20 protein-coding genes and 1 tRNA gene are annotated in these 20,358 nt (G+C 70.6%); 15 read left to right on the plus strand and 6 right to left on the minus strand.

Annotation, left to right across the window (positions count from 1 at the left end; genetic code table 11):
- Positions 1-126: 126 nt before the first annotated feature.
- A complete protein-coding gene (locus DI005_RS24975; RefSeq protein WP_113643779.1) occupies positions 127-1,074 on the minus strand; it encodes a GNAT family N-acetyltransferase in 948 nt (315 codons plus the stop codon).
- A gap of 96 nt (positions 1,075-1,170) precedes the next feature.
- Positions 1,171-1,605, minus strand: coding sequence for a VOC family protein (locus DI005_RS24980; protein ID WP_112271087.1), 435 nt, complete (start codon positions 1,603-1,605; stop codon positions 1,171-1,173).
- Between the two features lie 106 nt (positions 1,606-1,711).
- On the opposite strand from DI005_RS24980, the gene DI005_RS24985 reads away from it, so the two are divergent.
- Genes DI005_RS24985 through DI005_RS24995 form a run of 3 tightly spaced genes read left to right on the plus strand, consistent with a single transcriptional unit; the run spans position 1,712 to position 3,707 of the window.
- Positions 1,712-2,218 carry a PadR family transcriptional regulator gene (locus DI005_RS24985; protein ID WP_113643780.1) on the plus strand — a complete coding sequence of 169 codons (507 nt, stop codon included), beginning with the start codon at positions 1,712-1,714 and terminating at the stop codon, positions 2,216-2,218.
- A gap of 11 nt (positions 2,219-2,229) precedes the next feature.
- On the plus strand, positions 2,230-3,057 hold the full coding sequence (locus DI005_RS24990; protein WP_113643782.1) for an alpha/beta fold hydrolase: 828 nt from the start codon (positions 2,230-2,232) through the stop codon (positions 3,055-3,057).
- Positions 3,057-3,707, plus strand: a complete 651-nt coding sequence (locus DI005_RS24995) for a DNA alkylation repair protein (RefSeq protein WP_113643845.1) — start codon at positions 3,057-3,059, stop codon at positions 3,705-3,707. Before DI005_RS24990 ends, DI005_RS24995 begins: the two co-directional genes overlap by 1 nt.
- Before the next feature lie 65 nt (positions 3,708-3,772).
- On the opposite strand, the gene DI005_RS25000 is transcribed toward DI005_RS24995, so the two are convergent.
- Together DI005_RS25000 and DI005_RS25005 are read right to left on the minus strand one after the other, a co-directional pair.
- Positions 3,773-3,845: transfer RNA gene (locus DI005_RS25000), tRNA-Arg, on the minus strand.
- A gap of 24 nt (positions 3,846-3,869) precedes the next feature.
- Complete coding sequence (locus DI005_RS25005) at positions 3,870-5,345, minus strand: NAD(P)/FAD-dependent oxidoreductase (protein WP_233520309.1); 1,476 nt, start codon at positions 5,343-5,345, stop codon at positions 3,870-3,872.
- Positions 5,346-5,488: 143 nt separating this feature from the next.
- Between DI005_RS25005 and DI005_RS25010 the strand changes: the two genes are divergently transcribed.
- Positions 5,489-6,415: a cation diffusion facilitator family transporter gene (locus DI005_RS25010; protein ID WP_113643785.1), complete on the plus strand. Its 927-nt coding sequence runs from the start codon at positions 5,489-5,491 to the stop codon at positions 6,413-6,415.
- A 3-nt stretch (positions 6,416-6,418) separates the two neighbouring features.
- Here the strand turns inward: DI005_RS25010 and DI005_RS25015 are convergent, their stop codons facing one another.
- The gene (locus tag DI005_RS25015; RefSeq protein WP_113643787.1) at positions 6,419-7,120 is read right to left on the minus strand and encodes a DUF305 domain-containing protein; all 702 of its coding nucleotides are present in this window, start codon (positions 7,118-7,120) and stop codon (positions 6,419-6,421) included.
- Between the two features lie 3 nt (positions 7,121-7,123).
- Positions 7,124-7,960, minus strand: a complete 837-nt coding sequence (locus DI005_RS25020; RefSeq protein WP_113643789.1) for a DUF3105 domain-containing protein — start codon at positions 7,958-7,960, stop codon at positions 7,124-7,126.
- 237 nt (positions 7,961-8,197) lie between these two features.
- On the opposite strand from DI005_RS25020, the gene argS reads away from it, so the two are divergent.
- The 11 genes from argS to DI005_RS25075 all read left to right on the plus strand — a co-directional run bounded on the left by argS (position 8,198) and on the right by DI005_RS25075 (position 20,339).
- Positions 8,198-9,853, plus strand: coding sequence for an arginine--tRNA ligase (argS, locus tag DI005_RS25025; RefSeq protein WP_112271336.1), 1,656 nt, complete (start codon positions 8,198-8,200; stop codon positions 9,851-9,853).
- 8 nt (positions 9,854-9,861) lie between these two features.
- Positions 9,862-11,301, plus strand: a complete 1,440-nt coding sequence (gene lysA / locus DI005_RS25030; protein ID WP_112271130.1) for a diaminopimelate decarboxylase — start codon at positions 9,862-9,864, stop codon at positions 11,299-11,301.
- Positions 11,298-12,611 (plus strand): homoserine dehydrogenase, encoded by a 1,314-nt coding sequence (locus DI005_RS25035; RefSeq protein ID WP_112271131.1) that lies wholly within the window; start codon positions 11,298-11,300, stop codon positions 12,609-12,611. The genes lysA and DI005_RS25035 overlap by 4 nt, the downstream gene beginning before the upstream one ends.
- On the plus strand, positions 12,608-13,687 hold the full coding sequence (gene thrC / locus DI005_RS25040) for a threonine synthase (protein ID WP_112271132.1): 1,080 nt from the start codon (positions 12,608-12,610) through the stop codon (positions 13,685-13,687). The genes DI005_RS25035 and thrC overlap by 4 nt, the downstream gene beginning before the upstream one ends.
- Positions 13,684-14,568 (plus strand): homoserine kinase, encoded by an 885-nt coding sequence (thrB, locus tag DI005_RS25045; protein ID WP_112271133.1) that lies wholly within the window; start codon positions 13,684-13,686, stop codon positions 14,566-14,568. The genes thrC and thrB overlap by 4 nt, the downstream gene beginning before the upstream one ends.
- A 324-nt stretch (positions 14,569-14,892) precedes the next feature.
- Positions 14,893-16,818, plus strand: a complete 1,926-nt coding sequence (rho, locus tag DI005_RS25050) for a transcription termination factor Rho (RefSeq protein ID WP_112271134.1) — start codon at positions 14,893-14,895, stop codon at positions 16,816-16,818.
- A 138-nt stretch (positions 16,819-16,956) separates the two neighbouring features.
- Positions 16,957-17,181 carry a 50S ribosomal protein L31 gene (gene rpmE, locus DI005_RS25055; RefSeq protein ID WP_112271135.1) on the plus strand — a complete coding sequence of 75 codons (225 nt, stop codon included), beginning with the start codon at positions 16,957-16,959 and terminating at the stop codon, positions 17,179-17,181.
- Positions 17,182-17,273: 92 nt separating this feature from the next.
- Positions 17,274-18,350 (plus strand): peptide chain release factor 1, encoded by a 1,077-nt coding sequence (gene prfA / locus DI005_RS25060; RefSeq protein WP_112271136.1) that lies wholly within the window; start codon positions 17,274-17,276, stop codon positions 18,348-18,350.
- A gap of 93 nt (positions 18,351-18,443) precedes the next feature.
- Entirely contained in the window at positions 18,444-18,809 is a 366-nt protein-coding gene (locus DI005_RS25065; protein WP_113643791.1) for a MerR family transcriptional regulator, read from the plus strand.
- 4 nt (positions 18,810-18,813) lie between these two features.
- Positions 18,814-19,677 (plus strand): peptide chain release factor N(5)-glutamine methyltransferase, encoded by an 864-nt coding sequence (gene prmC, locus DI005_RS25070; RefSeq protein WP_112271140.1) that lies wholly within the window; start codon positions 18,814-18,816, stop codon positions 19,675-19,677.
- Between the two features lie 11 nt (positions 19,678-19,688).
- Entirely contained in the window at positions 19,689-20,339 is a 651-nt protein-coding gene (locus DI005_RS25075; RefSeq protein ID WP_112271142.1) for an L-threonylcarbamoyladenylate synthase, read from the plus strand.
- The last annotated feature ends 19 nt before the right edge of the window (positions 20,340-20,358 follow it).

Genomic DNA, 20,358 nt, shown 5'->3' on the forward strand with positions numbered 1-20,358 from the left:
GGTCGCGGCCATGCGTGTCCTTCTCGCGCGAACGTGTGCCATCGGCGACGGCGCCTGCCGGGTCCGAAGTGGACGATGTGCGCCCGGCATGCGGGGCGCACATTCCAATCCGTGGCTGCTCAGTCCTCAGCCCGCGGTCTTGATGAGCGGGGCATCCCGCGTGAACTGCCGGAACCCGACGCTGTAGTACAGCCCGCGCGCCTGGGGATGCCCCGGCGCACCCAGGCAGGCGACCGTCACCTGAGTGGCCCCGGCGGCTCGCGCCAGCTGCATGCCGTGCAGGAGCATCGCCCTGCCCAGTCCCAGCCGCCGGTAGCCCGGATGCGTTCCGACGGGTTCGAACTCGGCGGTCTTGTTCGCTTCGTCGAGCCACATGATCGTCGAGGACGCCATCGTTCCGTCCGGAGCCTCCACCAGCACGTGCAGGTCGCCACGATACGCCGCCGTCCGCCGGACGCCCTCGTAACTCTCGGCCGTGTACGTGGTGGTAGCCCAGGCGTCCTGATGGGCCTGGACCGCGGCCTCCGGTCCGGCCTCGTCGGCGGTGCGGAACCGGAAACCGGCCGGCAGCTTCGGCTCTTCCACGTCGGTGAGGTCCCGAACGTTGAGCTGGGTCCAGTTCCCGGTGTCGCCGAGCGAAGCCGGGTCGGTCTCGTAGCCGTGTGCCGCCCATCGGGCCAGTGCGAACTCGTCGGCGATGCTCGGCAGCACCGTGCGATCGACGTCGTCCGCCGTGGCGTCGTACCAGTCGATCACCTCGTCGACCAGTTCGGCGTGGTCGGGGTGGACCTGATACGCCAGGTAGGCGCCGGTGATGTCCTTGACCGACCCGTCGCTGCGCCTCACCTGGTGCGGAAGGAAGGCCCAGGCCCACGCCACCAGCTCCCCGCCGGAGAACCACAGCTGACGCGGCCAGGTCGCGCCGTGGTCGGCATGCCCCCTGCCCCAGTTCCAGGCCAGCTCGCCGAACGACGCGTCACTGTTCACCAGATCCGGGCGTGCGGCGGTGACCCGCTGCGCCAGACGCTGCATGAGCCGCACGTCCTCGGCGGTCAGCAGCTCGGCGTTGCTCATAGCGTGCCTCATGGCGTGCCACTCTGGCAGGACTCCGCGGAGCCGTCGAACCGATTTACGGACGAACGTCGGCCGTGCCGCCCAGATGCGGGTGCGTCAGTCGAGGCAGAACTCGTTGCCCTCGATGTCCTGCATCACGATGCACGACTCGTTGATGCCATCGGCACGCAGTAGTCGCACGCGCTTCGCGCCGAGCGCGACCAGCCGTGCGCATTCGGCCTCGAGTGTGGCGAGGCGCTCTTCACCCACGAGCCCCGTGCCGGCCCGCACGTCAAGATGCAGCCGGTTCTTCACGACCTTGCCTTCGGGAACGCGCTGGAAGAACAGCCGCGGGCCGACACCTGCGGGGTCGACGCAGGCGAACGCCGAACCCTGTTGCTCAGGCGGCAGCGAGCGATCGAAGTCTTCCCAGGAGGCGAACCCGTCCGGTGGCGGCGGCACGACGTAACCCAGCACGTCGCACCAGAAACGAGCGACGCGCTCAGGTTCTGCGCAGTCGAAGGTGACTTGGAACTGCTTGACAGACGCCATCCGCCCACCATAGCTAGTGCCCTCCGCCGGGAGTCTGTTGCTCGGTCTCTCCTGGCCGCGGCTGGAGTAGTGGACAAGTCTACTAGTTAGCTGGAATGCTGGAGCCATGGTTCTGGCGCGCGTGATACTCGGCCTGCTCGATCTGTCACCGATGACCGGGTACGAGGTCAAACGGCACTGTGACACCACGATCAAGTACTTCTGGCAGGCCGACAAGGCGCAGATCTACCGGACGCTGTCCCAGTTGACCGCGGACGGCCTGGCCGCCGTCGAGACCGCACCCGGTGTCGGCGGCCCTGCCCGCCAGGTCCACCACATCACCGAGCGGGGCCGCGAGGTCCTGAACGACTGGCTCACGTCGAAGCTCGAACGGCAACCCGAGCGCGATGCCTTCCTGGCGCGGCTCTTCTTCTCCGGCGGCCTCCCGGAGTCGCAAGTGGAGGAACTGCTGGCGGCGCGACGTGCGGACGCCGAGTCCTTGCTGGCGGAGTTGGAGGAGATGCGGCGCTCGTTGCCGGACCCGCCCGACCGGCGGGCCCGGCTGCGTCTGGCCACATTGGACTACGGGATCGCCCAGGTGCGGACCGAACTGGACTGGCTTGCCGATGTGTAGAAGGAGCTGACGTGACGGACTTCGCGGAGCTGCACCGACCGGCCATGAGCACGGCTGCCCCTCCCGTGCTCATGCTGCACGGCAACGCCGCGGCGAGCTGGATGTGGTCACCTCAGGTCGAGGCACTCGGCGACCGGCTCGTCGTCACACCGGACCTCCCGGGATTCGGCGCGCACGCCGGCGAGGTGTGGCCCGGCATGGCCGAAGTCGCCGACGGTCTCGCGGACCGCCTTGCCGCGCTGCGGATCACGCCTCCTGTCGACGTCGTCGGGCTCTCGCTCGGCGGAATCGTCGCGCTGCACCTCGCGGCCCGGCATCCGCGCGTGGTGCGTCGCCTGTTCGTCACCGGCGCGATGGTGTCGCCGCTGGGGGCGACGGTGCGAGCGACCGCGAAGCTGCAACTCCTGCTCTGGAAGGCCCCCTGGTTCTGGCAAGCGCAAGCGGCGGCGTTCCGGCTGCCCGAGGATGGCAGGAAGACGTATGTGGAACACGGCCTGAGCGTGTCGAGGGAGACGGCCCGGCGGGTGCTCGCCGACGTGACCGCGGGCGGGGTTCCCACCGGCCTGGCCGACTCCACGGCTCCGCTGCTGGCCGTTGTCGGCGAACGGGAACCGGAGTCGACGCGCCGCTCACTCCACGCGATCCGGGCCGCCGCCCCGCACGCGAAGATCCACGTTGCCCCTGGGATGCACCACATCTGGAACGTGGAGGACGTCGCGCTGTTCAACGAAACGATGCGACACTGGCTCGACGGCGAAGTGCACCCGCGACTGACGGCGGTACTCCCGGACCGTGAGGGGTGGAGGTTCAGGTGGCTGAGACGACGGTGGCCGACGTGATGGCCGAGCTGGCCGCGCTCGAGGATCCGAAGGCACGCGCGGTGAACGAGAGGCACGGTGACGATCACGGCGTGAACCTCAGCAAGCTGCGCGCGCTCGCGAAGCGGCTGAGAACCCAGCAGGACCTCGCGCGCGAGCTGTGGGAGACCAAGGACACCGCGGCAAGGCTGCTGGCGATCCTGATCTGCCGTCCGAAGGCGTTCGAGCGTGCCGAGTTGGATGCCATGGTGCGCGAGGCGCGCAGCCCCAAGGTGCACGACTGGCTCGTGAACTACGTGGTGAAGAAGAGCCCGCATGCCGAAGGGCTGCGCCTGGACTGGTCGGCCGACCCTGATCCGGTGGTCGCGAGCGCCGGCTGGGCGCTGACCACCGAACGCGTGGCGAAGAAGCCCGAGGGTCTCGATCTCGCGGGACTGCTCGACGTCATCGAGGCGGAGATGAAGGCCGCCCCGGACCGCCTGCAGTGGGCGATGAACCACTGCCTGGCCCAGATCGGGATCGACCACGCCGAGCACCGGGCCAGGGCCATCGACGTCGGCGAACGCCTGGAAGTGCTCAAGGACTACCCGACCCCACCGAACTGCACGTCCCCGTTCGCGCCGATCTGGATCACCGAGATGGTGCGCAGGCAGGTCGAGACCGCCGGGTGAGACGTTAAAGGGCCTCGACCGGCGTTTCCGCTGGTCGAGGCCCTGCACCCGCAAAACGATCTGGGCGCCCTCGGCAGGATTCGAACCTGCGACACCTGCCTCCGGAGGGCAGTGCTCTATCCACTGAGCTACGAGGGCCCATCGCCGTGCGACCTGTGCAGCTTAGCGCACCATCCCTCCCGGGCTCACCGGCGGCCCCGGTTCGAGGGCCGGGAGGGTGCGGATGCCGAACTCCTTGCGCAGCACGGCACGCGCCGCGTGGTAGCCCGCCATGCCGTGCACGCTCGGGCCAGGGGGCGTCGACGCCGAGCACAGGTACACGCCAGGCAGCGGCGTCGCGTACGGGTTCACCCGCGGCGCCGGCCTGGCGAGCATCTGCGGCACCGTCACCGCTCCGCCCGCGATGTCGCCGCCCACGTAGTTGCGGTTGTACCGCTCGAACTCCGGGGCCGTGATCGCCCGGCTCTCGAGCACCGTGTCGCGGAAGCCGGGCGCGTACCGCTCGATGCGGGCCGTGATCGCCTCCGTCGGGTCCACCGGGTCGCCGTTGGGGACGTGGCAGTACGCCCAGAGCGGTCGCCTGCCGGGGCGGGCCCTGTCCGGGTCGGCCACCGCCGGGTCGACGAGCAGCACGAAGGGCTCGCCTCGCCGCTCTCCGCGCTGCACCGCGGACTCGTAGGCGAAGACCTCCCGCTCGTCGCCCCCGACGTGCACCGTCGGCGCTCTGCCCACCTCAGGGTCGCGCCAGGGCACTGGATCGGAGACGAGAAAGTCGACCTTCGCCGACCCGGGGCCGTGGGTGAACCGCCCGAGGCGACGCCGGTAGCGGGCAGGCAGGCGCGGACCCGCCAGGTCGAGGAACACCTTCGGGCTCACGTTCAGCAGCACGGCCTTCGCCTGCCCGACCTCCCGCAGGTCCTCGATGGGCGTCGACGCGTGACAGGTGCCGCCGTGCGCCTCGATGTCGGCCACGAGCGCGTCGGCGAGGCGCTGGCTGCCGCCCCTCGGCAGCGGCCATCCGCTCGCGTGCGCGAGGTGGCCCAGCAGCATCGCGACCGCGCCGCCCGGCAGGCTCGGCAGCCTGCCGAGCGAGTGCGCCGCGACCCCGGCGAGCAGGGCCCGCGCCGTGCGCCCCGCGAACAGCCTGCTCGTCAGCGGTGAGCCGCCCAGAAGGGCTCGAGGCGCGAGCAGCAGCGGAGCGAGCACGTCCTTGGGCAGGCGCCGCTGATCGGAGAGCACCAGGTCGACCACGCTCTCGCTGTGCTTCACCAGGGGCTCCATGAGCCCGCGCCAGCGCGCGCCGTCGCGGCCCAGCTGCTCACAGGTTCGCTCCAGATCGCGGTAGGCGACGCCCGGCGGCGCGCCGTCGAGCGGGTGCGCGTAGCTCGCGTCGGGCACGCGCAGCTCCACACCGCGCGCTTCGAGGTCGAACTCGCGGAAGAACCGGGACGCGGCGCCGAGGGGGTGCACCGCCGAGCAGATGTCGTGCACGACCTCGGAGTCGAAGAGGGGTATCGAGCGGAGCCCGCCGCCGAACGTGTCGCCTGCCTCGAAGAGATGGACGGAGAGTCCGGCTCTGGCCAGGATCACTCCCGCGGCCAGTCCGTTGGGGCCGGTCCCGACGATGGCGACATCCACGGGAGGTGACGGTACGCGCCGTTTGTTCACCCCGGCGTGGGGGAATTCCGCCGTAGAGTAATGCGAGGTTAGCCTCACCTGTATTGCACTTATGCGCATGTGACTATATTTTCGTGCGGCGAAACGAACCAGGAGGTGACGCGATGGGCCATGGGCACGGCCACGGGCACGTCGACCCGGCGAGGCCGGGCAGCGCCTCCGCTCGCTACGTGCGCAGGCTCGCCGCCGCACTCGTCATCGGCGCCGCGTTCATGGTGCTGGAGTTCGTGGTCGGGTTCGCCACGTCGTCGCTGGCCCTCATCTCCGACGCGGCCCACATGTTCACCGACGTGCTCGGCGTCGGGATGGCGCTCGTCGCCGTCGCGCTGGCCCGCCGCAGCGGCCCCACCTACACGCGCACGTTCGGCCTCTACCGGGCTGAGGTCCTCGCGGCACTCGGCAACGTGCTGCTGCTCTTCGGCGTCGCCGCCTACGTCGTGTACGAGGCGATCCAGCGGATCAGTGACCCGCCCGCCGTGCCCGGCCTCCCCGTGCTGCTCGCGGCCTCGGCAGGGCTCGTCGCCAACCTCGTGTCGTTCTACCTCCTGCGCTCGGGCGCCAAGGAGAGCCTCAACGTGCGCGGCGCCTACCTGGAGGTGCTGGCCGACCTGGTCGGCTCAGTCGGCGTGTTGATCAGCGCGGCCGTCACGATGCTCACCGGCTGGCGCTACGCCGACCCGATCGTGGGCGTCGCGATCGGCGTGTGGGTGCTGCCGAGGGCCGCGTCGCTCGCCGCGCGCACGCTGCGGATCCTCTTCCAGCACGCCCCGCGCGGTATCGACGTGGCGAAGCTCAGCGGGCAGCTCAGTGCACTCCACGGCGTGGAGGACGTCCACGACCTGCACGTCTGGACTCTCACCTCGGGCATGGAGGTGGCCTCGGCGCACCTCACCGTCGCGCCCGACGCGGACACCTCGGAGGTGCTGGCCTCCGCGCAGCGGCTGCTGGCGCAGGAGTACTCGATCGAGCACGCGACCCTGCAGATCGAGCCGAGGGAGTCGGCGCGGCGCTGCGAGGAGCTGACCTGGTGACGATCAGGGAAAGGGCAGCGGCTCGGCGTCGCGCTTGGCGAGCAGCTGCCGCATGAGGTTCGCCTCAGGGACCTGTGACTTGAGGATGCTGTCCGCGAGCGTCCGCACCGCGCCCACGGCCGCGTGCTCCTTGCCGTACTCCGCCATCTCGGTGCCGCCCTGGTGGTGGCGGAGCATGAGCTGCAGGAAGTAGACGTCGAGCTCTCGACCGGAGAGCGAACGGAGCTTCCGCAGCTCCTGTTCGGTGGCCATGCCCGGCATGGGGCCGCCGGAGCTGTCGCCGCCCGGCCCGCCGCCGTGCTGGTGCCCGCCGGGTTCGGTCATCCACGTCATGTACTCGCCGAGCGGTTCCTCCGGCTGCTCCCAGAGCATCAACCAGCCCTTCATCCGCCCGACCTGCTCGGTCTGCGTGCTGGCGATGTCGAAGGCCAGCTGCACGATCGCGGGGTCGGTGCTGTGGTCCCGCGCCCAGTTGGCCATGGTCACGGCCTGCAGGTGGTGCACCGACATGTCCTGCGCGAAGCCGACGTCCACGGAGCCCGCGGTCGGCACCGGCTGCTCCTCGTCGCCGACCGCCTGGGCCAGCACGAGCCCGATCGTCGCGCCGATCAACAGCACCGCGAGCGTTGCCGCGCCGAAGATCAGGACCCGGGACCAGCCCGGGGTCTCCTGATCGACGAGCTCGCCGTGCTCGTCAGGTGCCATGGATCAGCCGCCGGCCGGGGGAGCGGACGGGGTGCCGCTCATCGGCTGGTCCTGCTGAGCGCCCTCGGAGCCCTGGTAGTCCATGGGCTTCGCGTCGGGACCCGGCTTCGACGGGTCGAACGGCGGCGGGTTGTCCGGGTCGAACGCGCCGGGGCCGAGCGCGTCGCACGAGGCGCCGACCTCCGGGTAGGTGTTCGGGTTGCGCCGCAGCGCCGCGATGAACTGGTCGATGCGCTGGTCCTCGGCGCTCTCGAGCTTGAGCTGGTGGCCCCACGACTGCACCGAGATCGGTGTGTCGAGACCGGGGTAGGGCGACATCATCGTGAACGGCTTGCCCTCGGTGCGCACCCGCAGCTTCTCCAGCTCGTCGCCCTGCACCCGGTCGGGGTTGTAGGCGATCCACACCGCGCCGTGCTCGAGCGAGTGGATCATGTTCTCGGTGCGCACGGCGTTCGGGTAGACGATGCCGGTGCAGGCGGCCCAGTAGCCGTCGTGCGGGCCGCCGAAGGGCGGGGTCTTGTCATAGGCGACGCGCTCGGTGGGCAGCACGTGCGCCCCCGCGGCGTACTCGGCGGTGACGACGCCCTCGATGTCCTTCGACGGGTCCGGGTTCTGCTGCGACGGCGCGAAGGCGGCCGCGGCCTCCTCGCGGTCGCGCTGCTCCCGCTGGTCGCTCGAGGCGATCCAGTAGTAGCCGAACACACCCACCGCGAGCAGCAGGATCACGACGACGGAGAAGATCGTCCCCCACGGCGTGTGCTTCTTGGTGACGACCGATCCACGGGCTGCCTTGACCGCGTTCTTCTTCGGGCTGCCCTTTTTCTTCGTGCCGCTGGCCATGGCTCCCGTGTTTCCCTCGAGGACGGACGCGTACCGGCTGTGAAGTGTAGGGAAGAAGATGTAAGCGGCGCGTAGCGCCTCCTTGGGGGGTGGTGGTCGGGCCGGCGGGAGGGCGTGAGGGGCGCGTAGTGCCTCCTTGGGGGGTGGTGGTCGGGCCGGCGGGAGGGCGTGTAGCGGCTCGGTCGGGAGGCTTGGGTGGTGGACGGGTCGCGGGGTCTCCAGCCGTACACTCGGCTGGTGACTCCCTCCGCCCTTGCTGACCTCGTGCGTTCGTCCGCGGTAGAAGTGTTGTCGGCGCGTGGCCTCGACCACGGCGTCCTGCCCGACCCGGTCACGGTCGAGCGACCCCGCAACCCCGAGCACGGCGACTACGCCACCAACGTGGCGCTGCAGGTGGCGAAGAAGGTCGGGCTGAAGCCGCGCGAGCTGGCGGAGGCGCTGGCGGAGGCGCTCGCGAAGGCCGACGGCGTGGAGGCCGCCGAGGTCGCGGGCCCCGGTTTCCTCAACCTGCGGCTCGCCGCCGACGCGCAGGGCGAGCTGGTGAGCCGCGTGCTGAGCGAGGGTGACGCCTACGGCCGGGGCGATGCGCTGGCCGGTGTCAAGATCAACCTGGAGTTCGTCTCGGCCAATCCGACGGGCCCGATCCACCTCGGCGGCACCCGCTGGGCCGCGGTCGGCGACGCGCTCGGCCGCCTGCTCAGCGCCCAGGGCGCCGACGTGACCCGCGAGTACTACTTCAACGACGCCGGTGCGCAGATCGACCGGTTCGTCCGGTCCCTCATCGCCGCCGCGAAGGGCGAGTCCGCGCCTGAGGACGGCTACGCGGGCGCCTACATCAACGACATCGCCGCCGAGGTGATCCGCAAGGAGCCCAGCGCGCTGTCGCTGCCCGAGGACGAGCGGCACGAGTTGTTCCGCCGTATCGGCGTCGGGCTGATGTTCGACGAGATCAAGAAGAGCCTGCACGAGTTCGGCACCGACTTCGACGTGTACTTCCACGAGGACTCGCTGCACAGCTCGGGCGAGGTCGAGAAGGTCGTCGAGGAGCTCAAGGAGTCGGGCAGCCTGTACCACGCCGACAACGCGTGGTGGTTGCGCTCCACCGAGCACGGCGACGACAAGGACCGCGTGGTCATCAAGAGCGACGGCAACCCGGCCTACATCGCGGGTGACCTCGCCTACCTGCGCGACAAGATCGGGCGCGGTTTCGAGCTGTGCATCTACATGCTCGGCGCCGACCACCACGGCTACATCGCCAGGCTCAAGGCGGCCGCCGCCGCGATGGGGCACAGCCCCGACGCGGTCGAGGTGCTGATCGGCCAGATGGTCAATCTGGTCAGCGGGGGCAAGCCGGTGCGGATGAGCAAGCGGGCGGGCACCGTGGTGACGATGGAGGACCTGGTGGAGGCCGTCGGCGTCGACGCGGCCCGTTACGAGCTCACCCGGTATTCCGTGGACTCCAGTCTGGACGTCGACCTGGACCTGCTCCGCAAGCACAGCAACGACAACCCGGTGTACTACGTGCAGTACGCCCACGCGCGGCTCGCGTCGCTGCAGCGCAACGCCGCCGAGCTGGGCATCGAGCGCGCGGCCGACGTCGACCTCGGCCTGCTCGGCCATCCAAGGGAAGGCGACCTGATCCGCACGATCGGGGAGTTCCCTTCCGTGCTCAAGAAGGCGGCCGAGCTGCGCGAACCGCACCGCGTCGCCCGTTACCTCGAGTCGCTCGCGTCGGCGTACCACAAGTTCTACGACGTGGCTCGGGTGCTGCCCCAGGGCGACGAGGAGGCAACGCCCCTCACCCACGCCCGCCTGGCGCTGTGCGAGGCCGCTCGCCAGGTGTTCGCCAACGGACTGTCGCTGCTCGGGGTTTCCGCCCCGGAACGGATGTAACGATCTAGATGTGTGCTCACCCAGCGGGGCCCCGCCACGCCGAGGTCTACCCGCACGTCGACCAGGCGGGGTTCCCGCCCTCCACCTCGGCCGAGCTGGACAAGCTGTATCCGAAGGTGTGGCCCCGCAACACCTACCGTGCCCCGGACGGCGTCGTGCGCATCGCCGGCGTCGACGTCCGTGAGCTGGCGCGGACGTACGGCACGCCGTTGTTCGTCGTGGACGAGGCCGACTTCAAGGCCCGCTGCGCCGAGTACGCGGAGGCGTTCGACGACCCGGCGCTCGTGCACTACGCGGGCAAGGCGTTCCTGTGCACGGAGGTCGCGCGGTGGGTCGCCGCGCAGGGGCTCAGCCTCGACGTGTGCAGCGGCGGCGAGCTGGCGATCGCCCAGCGGGCGGAGTTCCCGCCGGAGCGGATCACCTTCCACGGCAACAACAAGTCCATCGCCGAGCTGGAGGCAGCCATCGAGGCGGGGGTCGGCACGGTGGTGCTCGACTCGTTCTACGAGATCGCCCGGCTCGCCGAGATCGCGGCGAGGCACGACGTGGTGCAGCAGGTGCTCGTGCGCGTCACGGTGGGCGTCGAGGCGCACACGCACGAGTTCATCGCCACCGCGCACGAGGACCAGAAGTTCGGCTTCTCGCTCGCGGCCGGCGACGCCGCCGAGGCGGTGCGCAGGGTGCTCAACGCGCCGTCGCTGAGCCTCGTCGGCCTGCACAGCCACATCGGCTCGCAGATCTTCGACGCCGACGGCTTCGAGGTGGCCGCGCGCCGCGTCATCGGGCTGCTCACGGAGCTGCGCAAGGAGCACGGCGCCGACGCGCTGGCCGATCTGTCCACTGTGGACCTCGGCGGTGGGTTCGGCATCGCCTACACCGACAAGGACAACCCGCCGCCGCCCGCGCAGCTGGTCACGCAGATCCGTGACATCGTGCGCAAGGAATGCGCGTTCGCCGACATCCCGGTACCGCGCATCGCGGGCGAGCCCGGCCGCGCGATCGCGGGCCCCGGCACGGTCACCCTCTACGAGGTGGGCACGATCAAGGACGTCGCGCTCGGCGACAGCGAGGTGCGCCGGTACGTGAGCGTCGACGGCGGGATGAGCGACAACATCCGCACCGCGCTCTACGACGCCGCCTACGACGTCCGCCTGGTCTCCCGCTCCAGCGACGACGGCCAGCCGGAGCCCGTGACCGCCGTGCTTTCCCGAGTCGTGGGAAAGCACTGTGAGTCCGGCGACATCGTGGTCCGCGACTGCTGGTTGCCCGACACCCTGGCACCTGGCGACCTGCTCGCCGTCGCGGCGACCGGCGCCTACTGCTACTCGATGGCCAGCAACTACAACCGGCAGCCCCGCCCGGCGGTGGTCGCCGTGCGCAACGGCAGCCACCGGTTGCTGCTGCGGCGGGAGACGAACGAGGACATGTTGCGACTGGAGGTGTCATGAGCGTGGCCACGCTCGACGGGCGGACGGTCCGGGTAGCGCTGCTCGGCTGCGGCACGGTCGGCAGCGAGGTCACGCGCATGCTCATCGACGACGCCGACGAGCTCGCCGCTCGGGTCGGTGCCCCGGTGGAGCTGGCCGGCATCGCGGTGCGCCGTCCCGACAAGCACCCCGAGCTGCCGCAGCACCTGCTCACCGCCGACGCGGGCAGGCTCGTCGAGTCCGATGTGGACGTAGTCGTCGAGCTGATCGGCGGCATCGAGCCGGTGCGGGGCTGGCTGCTCACCGCCCTGCGCAAGGGAAAGTCGGTGGTCACCGGCAACAAGGCGCTGCTCTCCGAGCACGCGGCCGAGCTGGCCGAGGCGGCCGACACCTCGGGCGCCGACCTCTACTACGAGGCCTCGGTCGCGGGCGCGATCCCGCTGCTGCGCCCGCTGCGCGAGTCGCTCGCCGGTGACCGCATCACGCGCGTGATGGGCATCGTCAACGGCACCACCAACTTCATTCTGTCCGCAATGGACTCCACCGGCGCGGGTTACGCGGAGACCCTCGACGAGGCGACCAGGCTCGGCTACGCCGAGGCCGACCCGACCGCCGACGTCGACGGCTACGACGCGGCGTCCAAGGCGGCGATCCTCGCGTCGCTGGCCTTCCACAGCAGGGTCACCGCCTCCGACGTGCACCGCGAGGGCATCGCGGGCATCAGCGCGTCGGACATCGGCGCGGCGAAGCTGCTGAACCGCACCGTGAAGCTGCTGGCGATCTGCGAGCGGGTGACCGCCGACGACGGCACCGAGTCGGTGTCGGCGCGGGTGCACCCGGTGATGATTCCCCGCAGCCACCAGCTCGCCGGCGTGAACGGGGCGTTCAACGCCGTCTACGTCGAGGCCGAGGCCGCGGGCGAGCTGATGTTCTACGGCCAGGGCGCGGGCGGCGCCCCCACGGCGAGCGCGGTGCTCGGCGACCTCGTCGCCGCGGCCCGCAACCGCGTGGCGGGCGGCCGGGGCCCACGCGAGTCGGCGCACGCCGCGTTGCCGGTGCGGCCCATGGGCCAGACGCCGACGCGCTACCACATCAGCCTCGACGTGGCCGACAAGCCGGGCGTGCTCGCGCAGGTCGCGCAGGTCTTCGCGGTCCACGGCGTCAGCATCGCGGCGGTCCGTCAGCGCGACCGCCTCTCCACGGCGAGCCTGGTGATCGTCACGCACCTGGCCCCGGACGCCGCCCTGCAGGCCACGGTGGAAGAGATCAGCAAGCTGGACGTCGTTCGCGAGGTCGTCAGCGTCATGCGGGTGGAAGGCGAGGACTCGTGAACACGGTGAACGCTCCGGTGAAGGCGGGCTGGCCCGGCATCATCAAGGCCTACTCGTCGCGGATCCCCATCCCCGCGGGGGCCGAGGTCGTGACACTGGGCGAGGGCAACACGCCGCTCATGCCCGCGCCGCACCTGTCCGAGGTCACCGGCTGCACGGTGTACCTGAAGGTGGAGGGCGCCAACCCGACCGGGTCGTTCAAGGACCGCGGCATGACCGTCGCGATCACGCACGCGCTCGCTAGCGGGCTGCGGGCCGTGATCTGCGCGTCGACCGGCAACACCTCGGCCTCGGCGTCGGCCTACGCCGCGCGCGCCGGGCTGACCAGCGCCGTGCTGGTTCCGCAGGGCAAGATCGCGCTCGGCAAGATGGCGCAGGCCGTGCTGCACGGCGCCCGCATCCTCCAGGTCGACGGCAATTTCGACGACTGCCTCGAGCTCGCCCGCAAGACGGCGGCCGACTACCCGGTGACACTCGTCAACTCGGTGAACCCGGTGCGGCTCGTCGGCCAGAAGTCCGCCGCGTGGGAGATCTGCGACGTGCTCGGCGAGGCCCCGGACATCCACTGCCTTCCGGTGGGCAACGCGGGCAACATCACCGCCTACTGGGCCGGCTACACCGAGTACGCCGCCGACGGTGTGGTGGAGAACACGCCGCGCATGTTCGGCTTCCAGGCCGCGGGCAGCGCGCCGCTCGTGAAGGGCGAGCCCGTCGCCGAACCCGAGACGATCGCGACCGCGATCCGCGTCGGCAGCCCCGCGTCGTGGGACCCCGCCGTGAAGGCGAAGAACGCGAGCGGCGGCCTCTTCGAGGCCGTCACCGACGAGAAGATCCTCGCCGCCTACCGGCTGCTGGCCCGCAAGGAGGGCGTCTTCGTCGAGCCCGCGTCGGCCACCAGCGTCGCCGGCCTGCTGCTGACCGCGGCCGACGGCCGCATCCCGCGCGGCTCCACCGTGGTGTGCACGGTGACCGGGCACGGCCTCAAGGACCCGGCCACGGCACTGGAGGGCAACGTCGAGGTGGAGCCACTCGCCGTGGACCCGCGTGCCGTCGCCTCCGCGCTCGAACTGTCATGAGGCTGCGGATCACCGTTCCGGCATCGACGGCCAACATCGGCTCGGGCTTCGACACCTTCGGCATGGCGCTCGGCCTGCACGACGTCGTCGAGATCGAGGTGGTCGAGTCCGGGCTCGAGGTCGAGGTGGTCGACGCGGGCGCCGGTGACATGAGCGGCGTGCCCACGGACGAGAACCACCTCGTCGTGCGTGCGCTGCGCAAGGCGTGCAGGCACCTCGACGTGCAGGTGCCCGGGCTGCGGCTGCGTTGCCACAACGCGATTCCGCACTCCAGGGGCCTCGGTTCGTCGGCCGCCGCTGCGGTCGCCGGCATCGCCGCGGGCTACGCGCTCGCGGGCAAGGCCGTGGACGACACCGCGCTGCAGCTGGCCGCCGGGTTCGAGGGCCACGCCGACAACGCCGCCGCGAGCCTGCTCGGCGGGTTCGTGATCGCCTGGCAAGCCGGTGACCGCTTCCACGCCGAGCGGCTGGACCCGCATTCCGCCATCCGCCCCGTGGTCGCCGTTCCCGCGACGCGCTCCTCCACCAAGGAGACCAGGGGCCTGCTGCCGGACAGCGTGCCGCTGGCCGACGCGGCGTTCTCCGCGGGCCGCACCGCGCTCGCGGTGCACGCGATCACCGCGCGACCCGAGCTCCTGCTCGCGGCCACCGACGACCGGCTGCACCAGGGCTACCGCGCTCCCGCGTACCCGGCGACCGCCCGGCTCATGCAGGAGCTGCGGGAACACGGCGTGCCCGCCGCGGTCTCCGGCGCGGGGCCGACGGTGCTCGCGCTCACCACGACGGGAATACTTCCCGGGGAGGTCGGCGTTGAAGGGTTCGACGTCTCCGAGCTGTCCGTTGACCTGACCGGCGTCCGGGTGGAAGCCAGGTCACAATAGGCACAGTGAGGCACGCCACGCAGGGGGTGGTTGTTGCACCACGACCTCGGGCGGTCTACCCTCGGGGGCGTTCGGTCACCGTGCATTTCCGCACCCGGTGATGGTCCTGGGATCGTTTCCCGGTCACATCTTCCGTTTATTCGAAGCGGGTTCCCGGTAGACACGGTGGTCGTTCCCACCTCGTGCAGGCGGCTCCGCCGCTGCGACTCGCATGTCTCAGCCGGATCGCTCGCACCAGGTACTACAACGCCGTCTCGCAATTCGGACGCGGGCGGCGGTCCGCTGGTCCACCGTGGAGGCGTGGACCGGTCAGGAAGGACATGTGTGAGCAACACCGATCTTTTGAGCGGCGACGTGAATGCCCAGGCCGAGGCGCCGGGCACCGGGGAGCAGGCGCCGCAGGCTGGTGGTGCGGCCGCGGCGCCCAAACGACGTCCGGGCGGACTGTCCGGCATGGTCATCGCCGATCTTCGTGCCCTGGCCGGTGAGCTGGGCATCGGCGACACCACAGGAATGCGCAAGGGCGACCTGATCGCCGCCATTCGGGAGCGTCAGGGCAAGTCCAAGCGCGGGAAGTCCGCCTCGGCCGGTGCCGACACGCTGCCGCTCGAGGGCGTCAGCGAGGCCAAGGCACCCGAGAAGGCCCCGGCGGACAAGCCCGCCAAGGCCCAGAAGGACGCGCCGGAGCAGGCGCAGGAGGACAAGGCCGCGCAGAAGGCCCCCGCCAAGCGGGAGCAGGCGCCGTCAGACAACGGCTCCGGCGACACGCCGCAGCAGCAGTCCGACGAGGGTGGCCGCCCGAGCCGCCGTCGTCGTAGCTCCAACCGCCCCGACGGTGGCGCCCAGCAGAAGGGCGACGACGACTCGGCTCAGCGGGGCGGCGAACAGTCCTCCTCCGAGCAACAGCGCGGTGGGGGCAACGACGACGGCCGCAGGCAGAACAACAACCAGCGCGGCCAGCAGCAGAACAACAACAGCAACAGCAACGCGGGCGGTGGCCAGGACGACGACGAGCGCGGCGGGCGCCGCGGCCGCCGGTTCCGGGACCGTCGCCGTCGCGGCGGCCGCGGTGAGGGCGGCGGCAACGCCGACACCGAGATCCGCGAGGACGACGTCCTGCTTCCGGTCGCGGGCATCCTCGACGTGCTGGAGAACTACGCGTTCGTCCGCACATCGGGTTACCTGCCCGGCCCGAACGACGTCTACGTGTCGCTGTCGCTCGTGCGGAAGTACGGTCTTCGCCGCGGTGACGCGATCACCGGTGTGGTGCGCCAGCCGCGTGAGGGCGAGCAGCAGCGCCAGAAGTTCAACCCGCTCGTCCGGGTGGACTCGGTCAACGGCCTCGAGCCGGACGTCGCCAAGAAGCGGCCCGAGTTCACCAAGCTGACGCCGCTCTACCCCAACGAGCGGCTCCGGCTGGAGACCTCGTCGAACAAGCTCACCACGCGGGTGATCGACCTGGTGATGCCGGTCGGCAAGGGCCAGCGTGCGCTGATCGTGTCGCCGCCGAAGGCGGGCAAGACCACGATCATGCAGGACATCGCCAACGCGATCACCACCAACAATCCCGAGTGCCACCTGATGGTCGTGCTCGTGGACGAGCGCCCGGAAGAGGTCACCGACATGCAGCGGTCGGTGAAGGGCGAGGTCATCGCCTCGACCTTCGACCGCCCGCCGTCGGACCACACCTCGGTCGCCGAGCTCTCGATCGAGCGCGCGAAGCGGCTCGTGGAGATGGGTCACGACGTGGTGGTGCTGCTCGACTCGATCACCCGCCTCGGCCGTGCCTACAACCTGGCGGCCCCGGCGTCCGGCCGGATCCTCTCCGGTGGTGTCGACTCGACCGCGCTGTTCCCGCCGAAGCGGTTCCTCGGCGCGGCACGCAACATCGAGGACGGCGGCTCGCTGACGATCTTCGCCACGGCGATGGTCGAGACCGGTTCGACCGGTGACACGGTGATCTTCGAGGAGTTCAAGGGCACGGGCAACGCCGAGCTCAAGCTCGACCGCAAGATCGCGGAGCGCAGGGTCTTCCCCGCGGTGGACGTCAACCCGTCCGGTACCCGCAAGGAGGAGCTGCTGCTCTCGCCGGACGAGCTCGCGGTCACGCACAAGCTGCACCGGGTGCTGCACGCGCTCGACTCGCAGCAGGCGATCGACCTCCTGCTCGACCGGCTGCGCAAGACGAAGACCAACATCGAGTTCCTGATGCAGGTCTCCAAGACCGCACCGGGCAACGACGACGACTGACGACGACCGAGGTAAGGAATAGCCGCCGGATGGGGCGCGTTCAACCGGACGCTGCCCCATCTGGCAGAATTACTCCGCTGACGTCCGGCTCCGGTTCACCTCCCAGCGAGGACCCGGCGGCCACCGAGAGAGGACCCCATGAAGAGCGGTATTCACCCCGAGTACGTGGTCACCGAGGTGACCTGCGGTTGTGGCAACACCTTCACCACCCGCAGCACCAAGGGCACCGGCAAGATCCACGCTGAGATCTGCTCGAACTGCCACCCCTTCTACACCGGTAAGCAGAAGATTCTGGACACCGGTGGCCGGGTCGCGCGGTTCGAGGCTCGCTACGGCAAGCGCAAGAAGAGCGACGCCAAGTAGCTTCACCGACGGCGCCCGCATCTGCCTTCGAGGCAGGGCGGGCGCCGTTTGCTTGAGCAGTGTCCGTCCGGCCCGTTCGCGAGAGGAAGCCAGTGGAATCGAGTGCTCTGCAGGGGCTGCTCGACGAGTACGCCGAGCTGGAGGAACAGCTCGCGGACCCGTCGGTGCACGCCGACCAGGCCCTGGCACGCAAGCTGGGCCGTCGCTACGCCGAGCTGGCTCCCATCGTGAAGGCCCGCAAGGAGCTGGACGGCGCCCGTTCCGACCTGGCGGCCGCGAAGGAGCTCGCGGCCGAGGACGAGGCGTTCGCGGAGGAGGCCGAGGAGCTCGAGGCCCGCATCCCGGTGCTGGAGGCGAGGCTGACCGAGCTGCTCCTGCCGCGTGACCCCTACGACGGTTCCGACGTCGTCATGGAGATCAAGTCGGGTGAGGGCGGCGAGGAGTCGGCGCTGTTCGCGGGCGACCTGCTGCGCATGTACCTGCGCTACGCCGAGCGGCACAACTGGAAAGCGGAGGTGCTCGACGCCACCGAGTCCGACCTCGGCGGCTACAAGGACGTCACGGTGTCGATAAAAGGCAAGGGCGGCAATGACGCTGCGGCCGAGGGCGTGTGGTCGCGACTGAAGTTCGAGGGCGGCGTGCACCGGGTGCAGCGCGTGCCGGCGACCGAGTCGCAGGGCCGCATCCACACCTCGGCCGCCGGCGTGTTGATCTACCCGGAGCCGGAGGAGGTCGAGGTCGAGATCGACCCGAACGACCTGCGCATCGACGTGTTCCGCTCCTCGGGTCCCGGTGGGCAGAGCGTCAACACCACCGACTCCGCCGTGCGCGTGACCCATCTGCCCACCGGCATCGTGGTGTCCTGCCAGAACGAGAAGTCGCAGATCCAGAACCGGGCGAGGGCGATCCAGGTGCTCCAGGCCCGGCTGCAGGCGCTCGCCGAGGAGGAGGCCGCCGCGAAGGCCGCCGACGCCCGCCGATCCCAGGTGCGCACGGTCGACCGCTCGGAACGGGTGCGGACCTACAACTTCCCGGAGAACCGGATCTCCGACCACCGCGTGAACTACAAGGCCTACAACCTGGACCAGGTGCTGGACGGCGAGCTGACCGGCGTGCTCGACGCGCTGCGCGACGCCGACCGCGAGGAGCGCCTAGCCGCCCAGTCCTAAAGGCCCCGCCCAGCCGCAGTGAAGGCCACCTTCACTGCGTTCAACGCAGTGAAGGTGGCCTTCACTGCGGTCGGGACTGGTGGGGTGCGTCGTATGTGGATCGGTGAGCTGTCCGGACGGACCGGGGTGAGCCCCCGGCTCTTGCGCTACTACGAGGAGCAGGGCCTGCTGGCTGCCCGCCGCGGCGGCAACGGCTACCGGGTCTACGACGACGACGCGGTGACCACCGTGCGCCAGATCAGGGCGCTGCTGGCCGCGGGACTGTCCACGGAGGTGATCCGTGAGGTGCTGCCGTGCGCGGTCGGGGAGCTGCCGAGCTGGGACGTGTGCCCCGAGCTGGTCCACACCCTTCGCCAGGAGCTGGCGACCATGGACGAGAAGATCGACACGTTGCGGCGAACGCGCAGCACTCTCGCGACCTACGTCCCCGGCCAGTGGCAGGGGTTGTGCCAGTCTTGACACCGTGAACAGACAGCCGCTGCGCCTCGCGATCCTGGAGGCGACCCGCATCCTCGACCAGGCAGGCGTCGCCTCCCCGAGGACCGATGCCGAGCTCATCGCCGCGCATGTGCTCGGCGTGGAGCGGGGGCGGCTGCCCCTCGTGCCGCTGGTGGACCCCTCGGTCGTGGAGGCCATCGGGCAGCTCGTGAGCCAGCGCGCCAAGCGGGTTCCGCTGCAGCACCTCACCGGCTGGGCCGCGCTGGGGGACATCACCGTGTCGGTCGGCAGCGGCGTGTTCGTACCGCGCCCGGAGACCGAGCTGCTCCTCGAATGGGGCCTCAAGCTGCTCAAGGGCAGGGAGTATCCGGTGGTGGTCGACCTGTGCACCGGCTCGGGCGCGCTGGCCCTCGCCGTGGCGAACGCGAGGCCCGACGCCGTGGTGTACGCCGTCGACAACGACACCAACGCACTCGCGTGGGCGCGCCACAACGCCGACGCGCGGGCCGCGGCGGGGGACACGCCGATCCGGCTCTACTCCGGTGACGTCACCGACCCCACCGTGTTCGCCGAGCTGGACGGGCTCGTGGACCTGGTGCTGTGCAACCCGCCCTACGTGCCCGAGGGCACTCCGGTGCCGCCGGAGGTCGCCGACCACGACCCGCCGCAAGCCGTGTTCGCGGCCGAGGGCGGGATCGACGTGATCCGGCACGTGGTCGCCACGGCCGCGCGGCTGCTGCGGCCAGGCGGGGGCGTGGCGATCGAGCATGACGACACCCACGGCGCCGCGGTGCCCGCGCTGCTGCGCGCGCGCCGCGTGCTCAAGGACGTACGGGACCATCCGGACCTCAGCGGACGTCCGCGATTCGTCACAGCGCTACGGGGCTAAGCTCACGGGCCATGAGCGCGGTGTACGACTGCAGCAACCCGGACACCAGGGCCGACGGCCTGCGCGCGGCGGCCTCCGCGGTGCGGTCGAGCAGGCTCGTGGTCCTGCCCACCGACACCGTCTACGGCATCGGCGCCGACGCGTTCGACGCGGGCGCCGTGCGCTCGCTGTTGCAGGCCAAGCACCGGGGGCCGGACATGCCGGTGGGCGTGCTCGTCGGCTCCTGGTCCACAGTGGACGGTCTGGTGCTCGGGGTTCCCCAGCAGGCCCGCGCGCTGATCGAGGCCTTCTGGCCAGGTGACCTTTCCATCGTGCTGCCGCACGCGCCGAGCCTGAACTGGGATCTCGGCACCACCAGGGGCACGGTGATGCTGCGCATGCCGCTGCACCCGGTGGCGATCGAGCTGCTGCGCGAGGTCGGGCCGATGGCGGTGTCGAGCGCGAACGTGTCGGGCCAGCCACCCGCGGCCACGGCGCAGGAGGCGAAGGACCAGCTCGGCGAGTCGGTCTCGGTGTACCTCGACGGCGGTCCGAGCGGCGACCCCGTTCCCTCCACGATCGTGGACCTCACGGGTGAATCGCCGGTCCTGCTGCGGGAGGGGGCCGTGAAGGCCGAGGCGGTGTCGGAGGTTCTCGGCGTCGAGGTCGGCCCCCGCCCGTGACGGGGGCCGGTAGCGATAG

The organism is Prauserella sp. PE36, assembly GCF_003311655.1.
Classification (GTDB): Bacteria; Actinomycetota; Actinomycetes; order Mycobacteriales; family Pseudonocardiaceae; genus Prauserella_A; species Prauserella_A endophytica.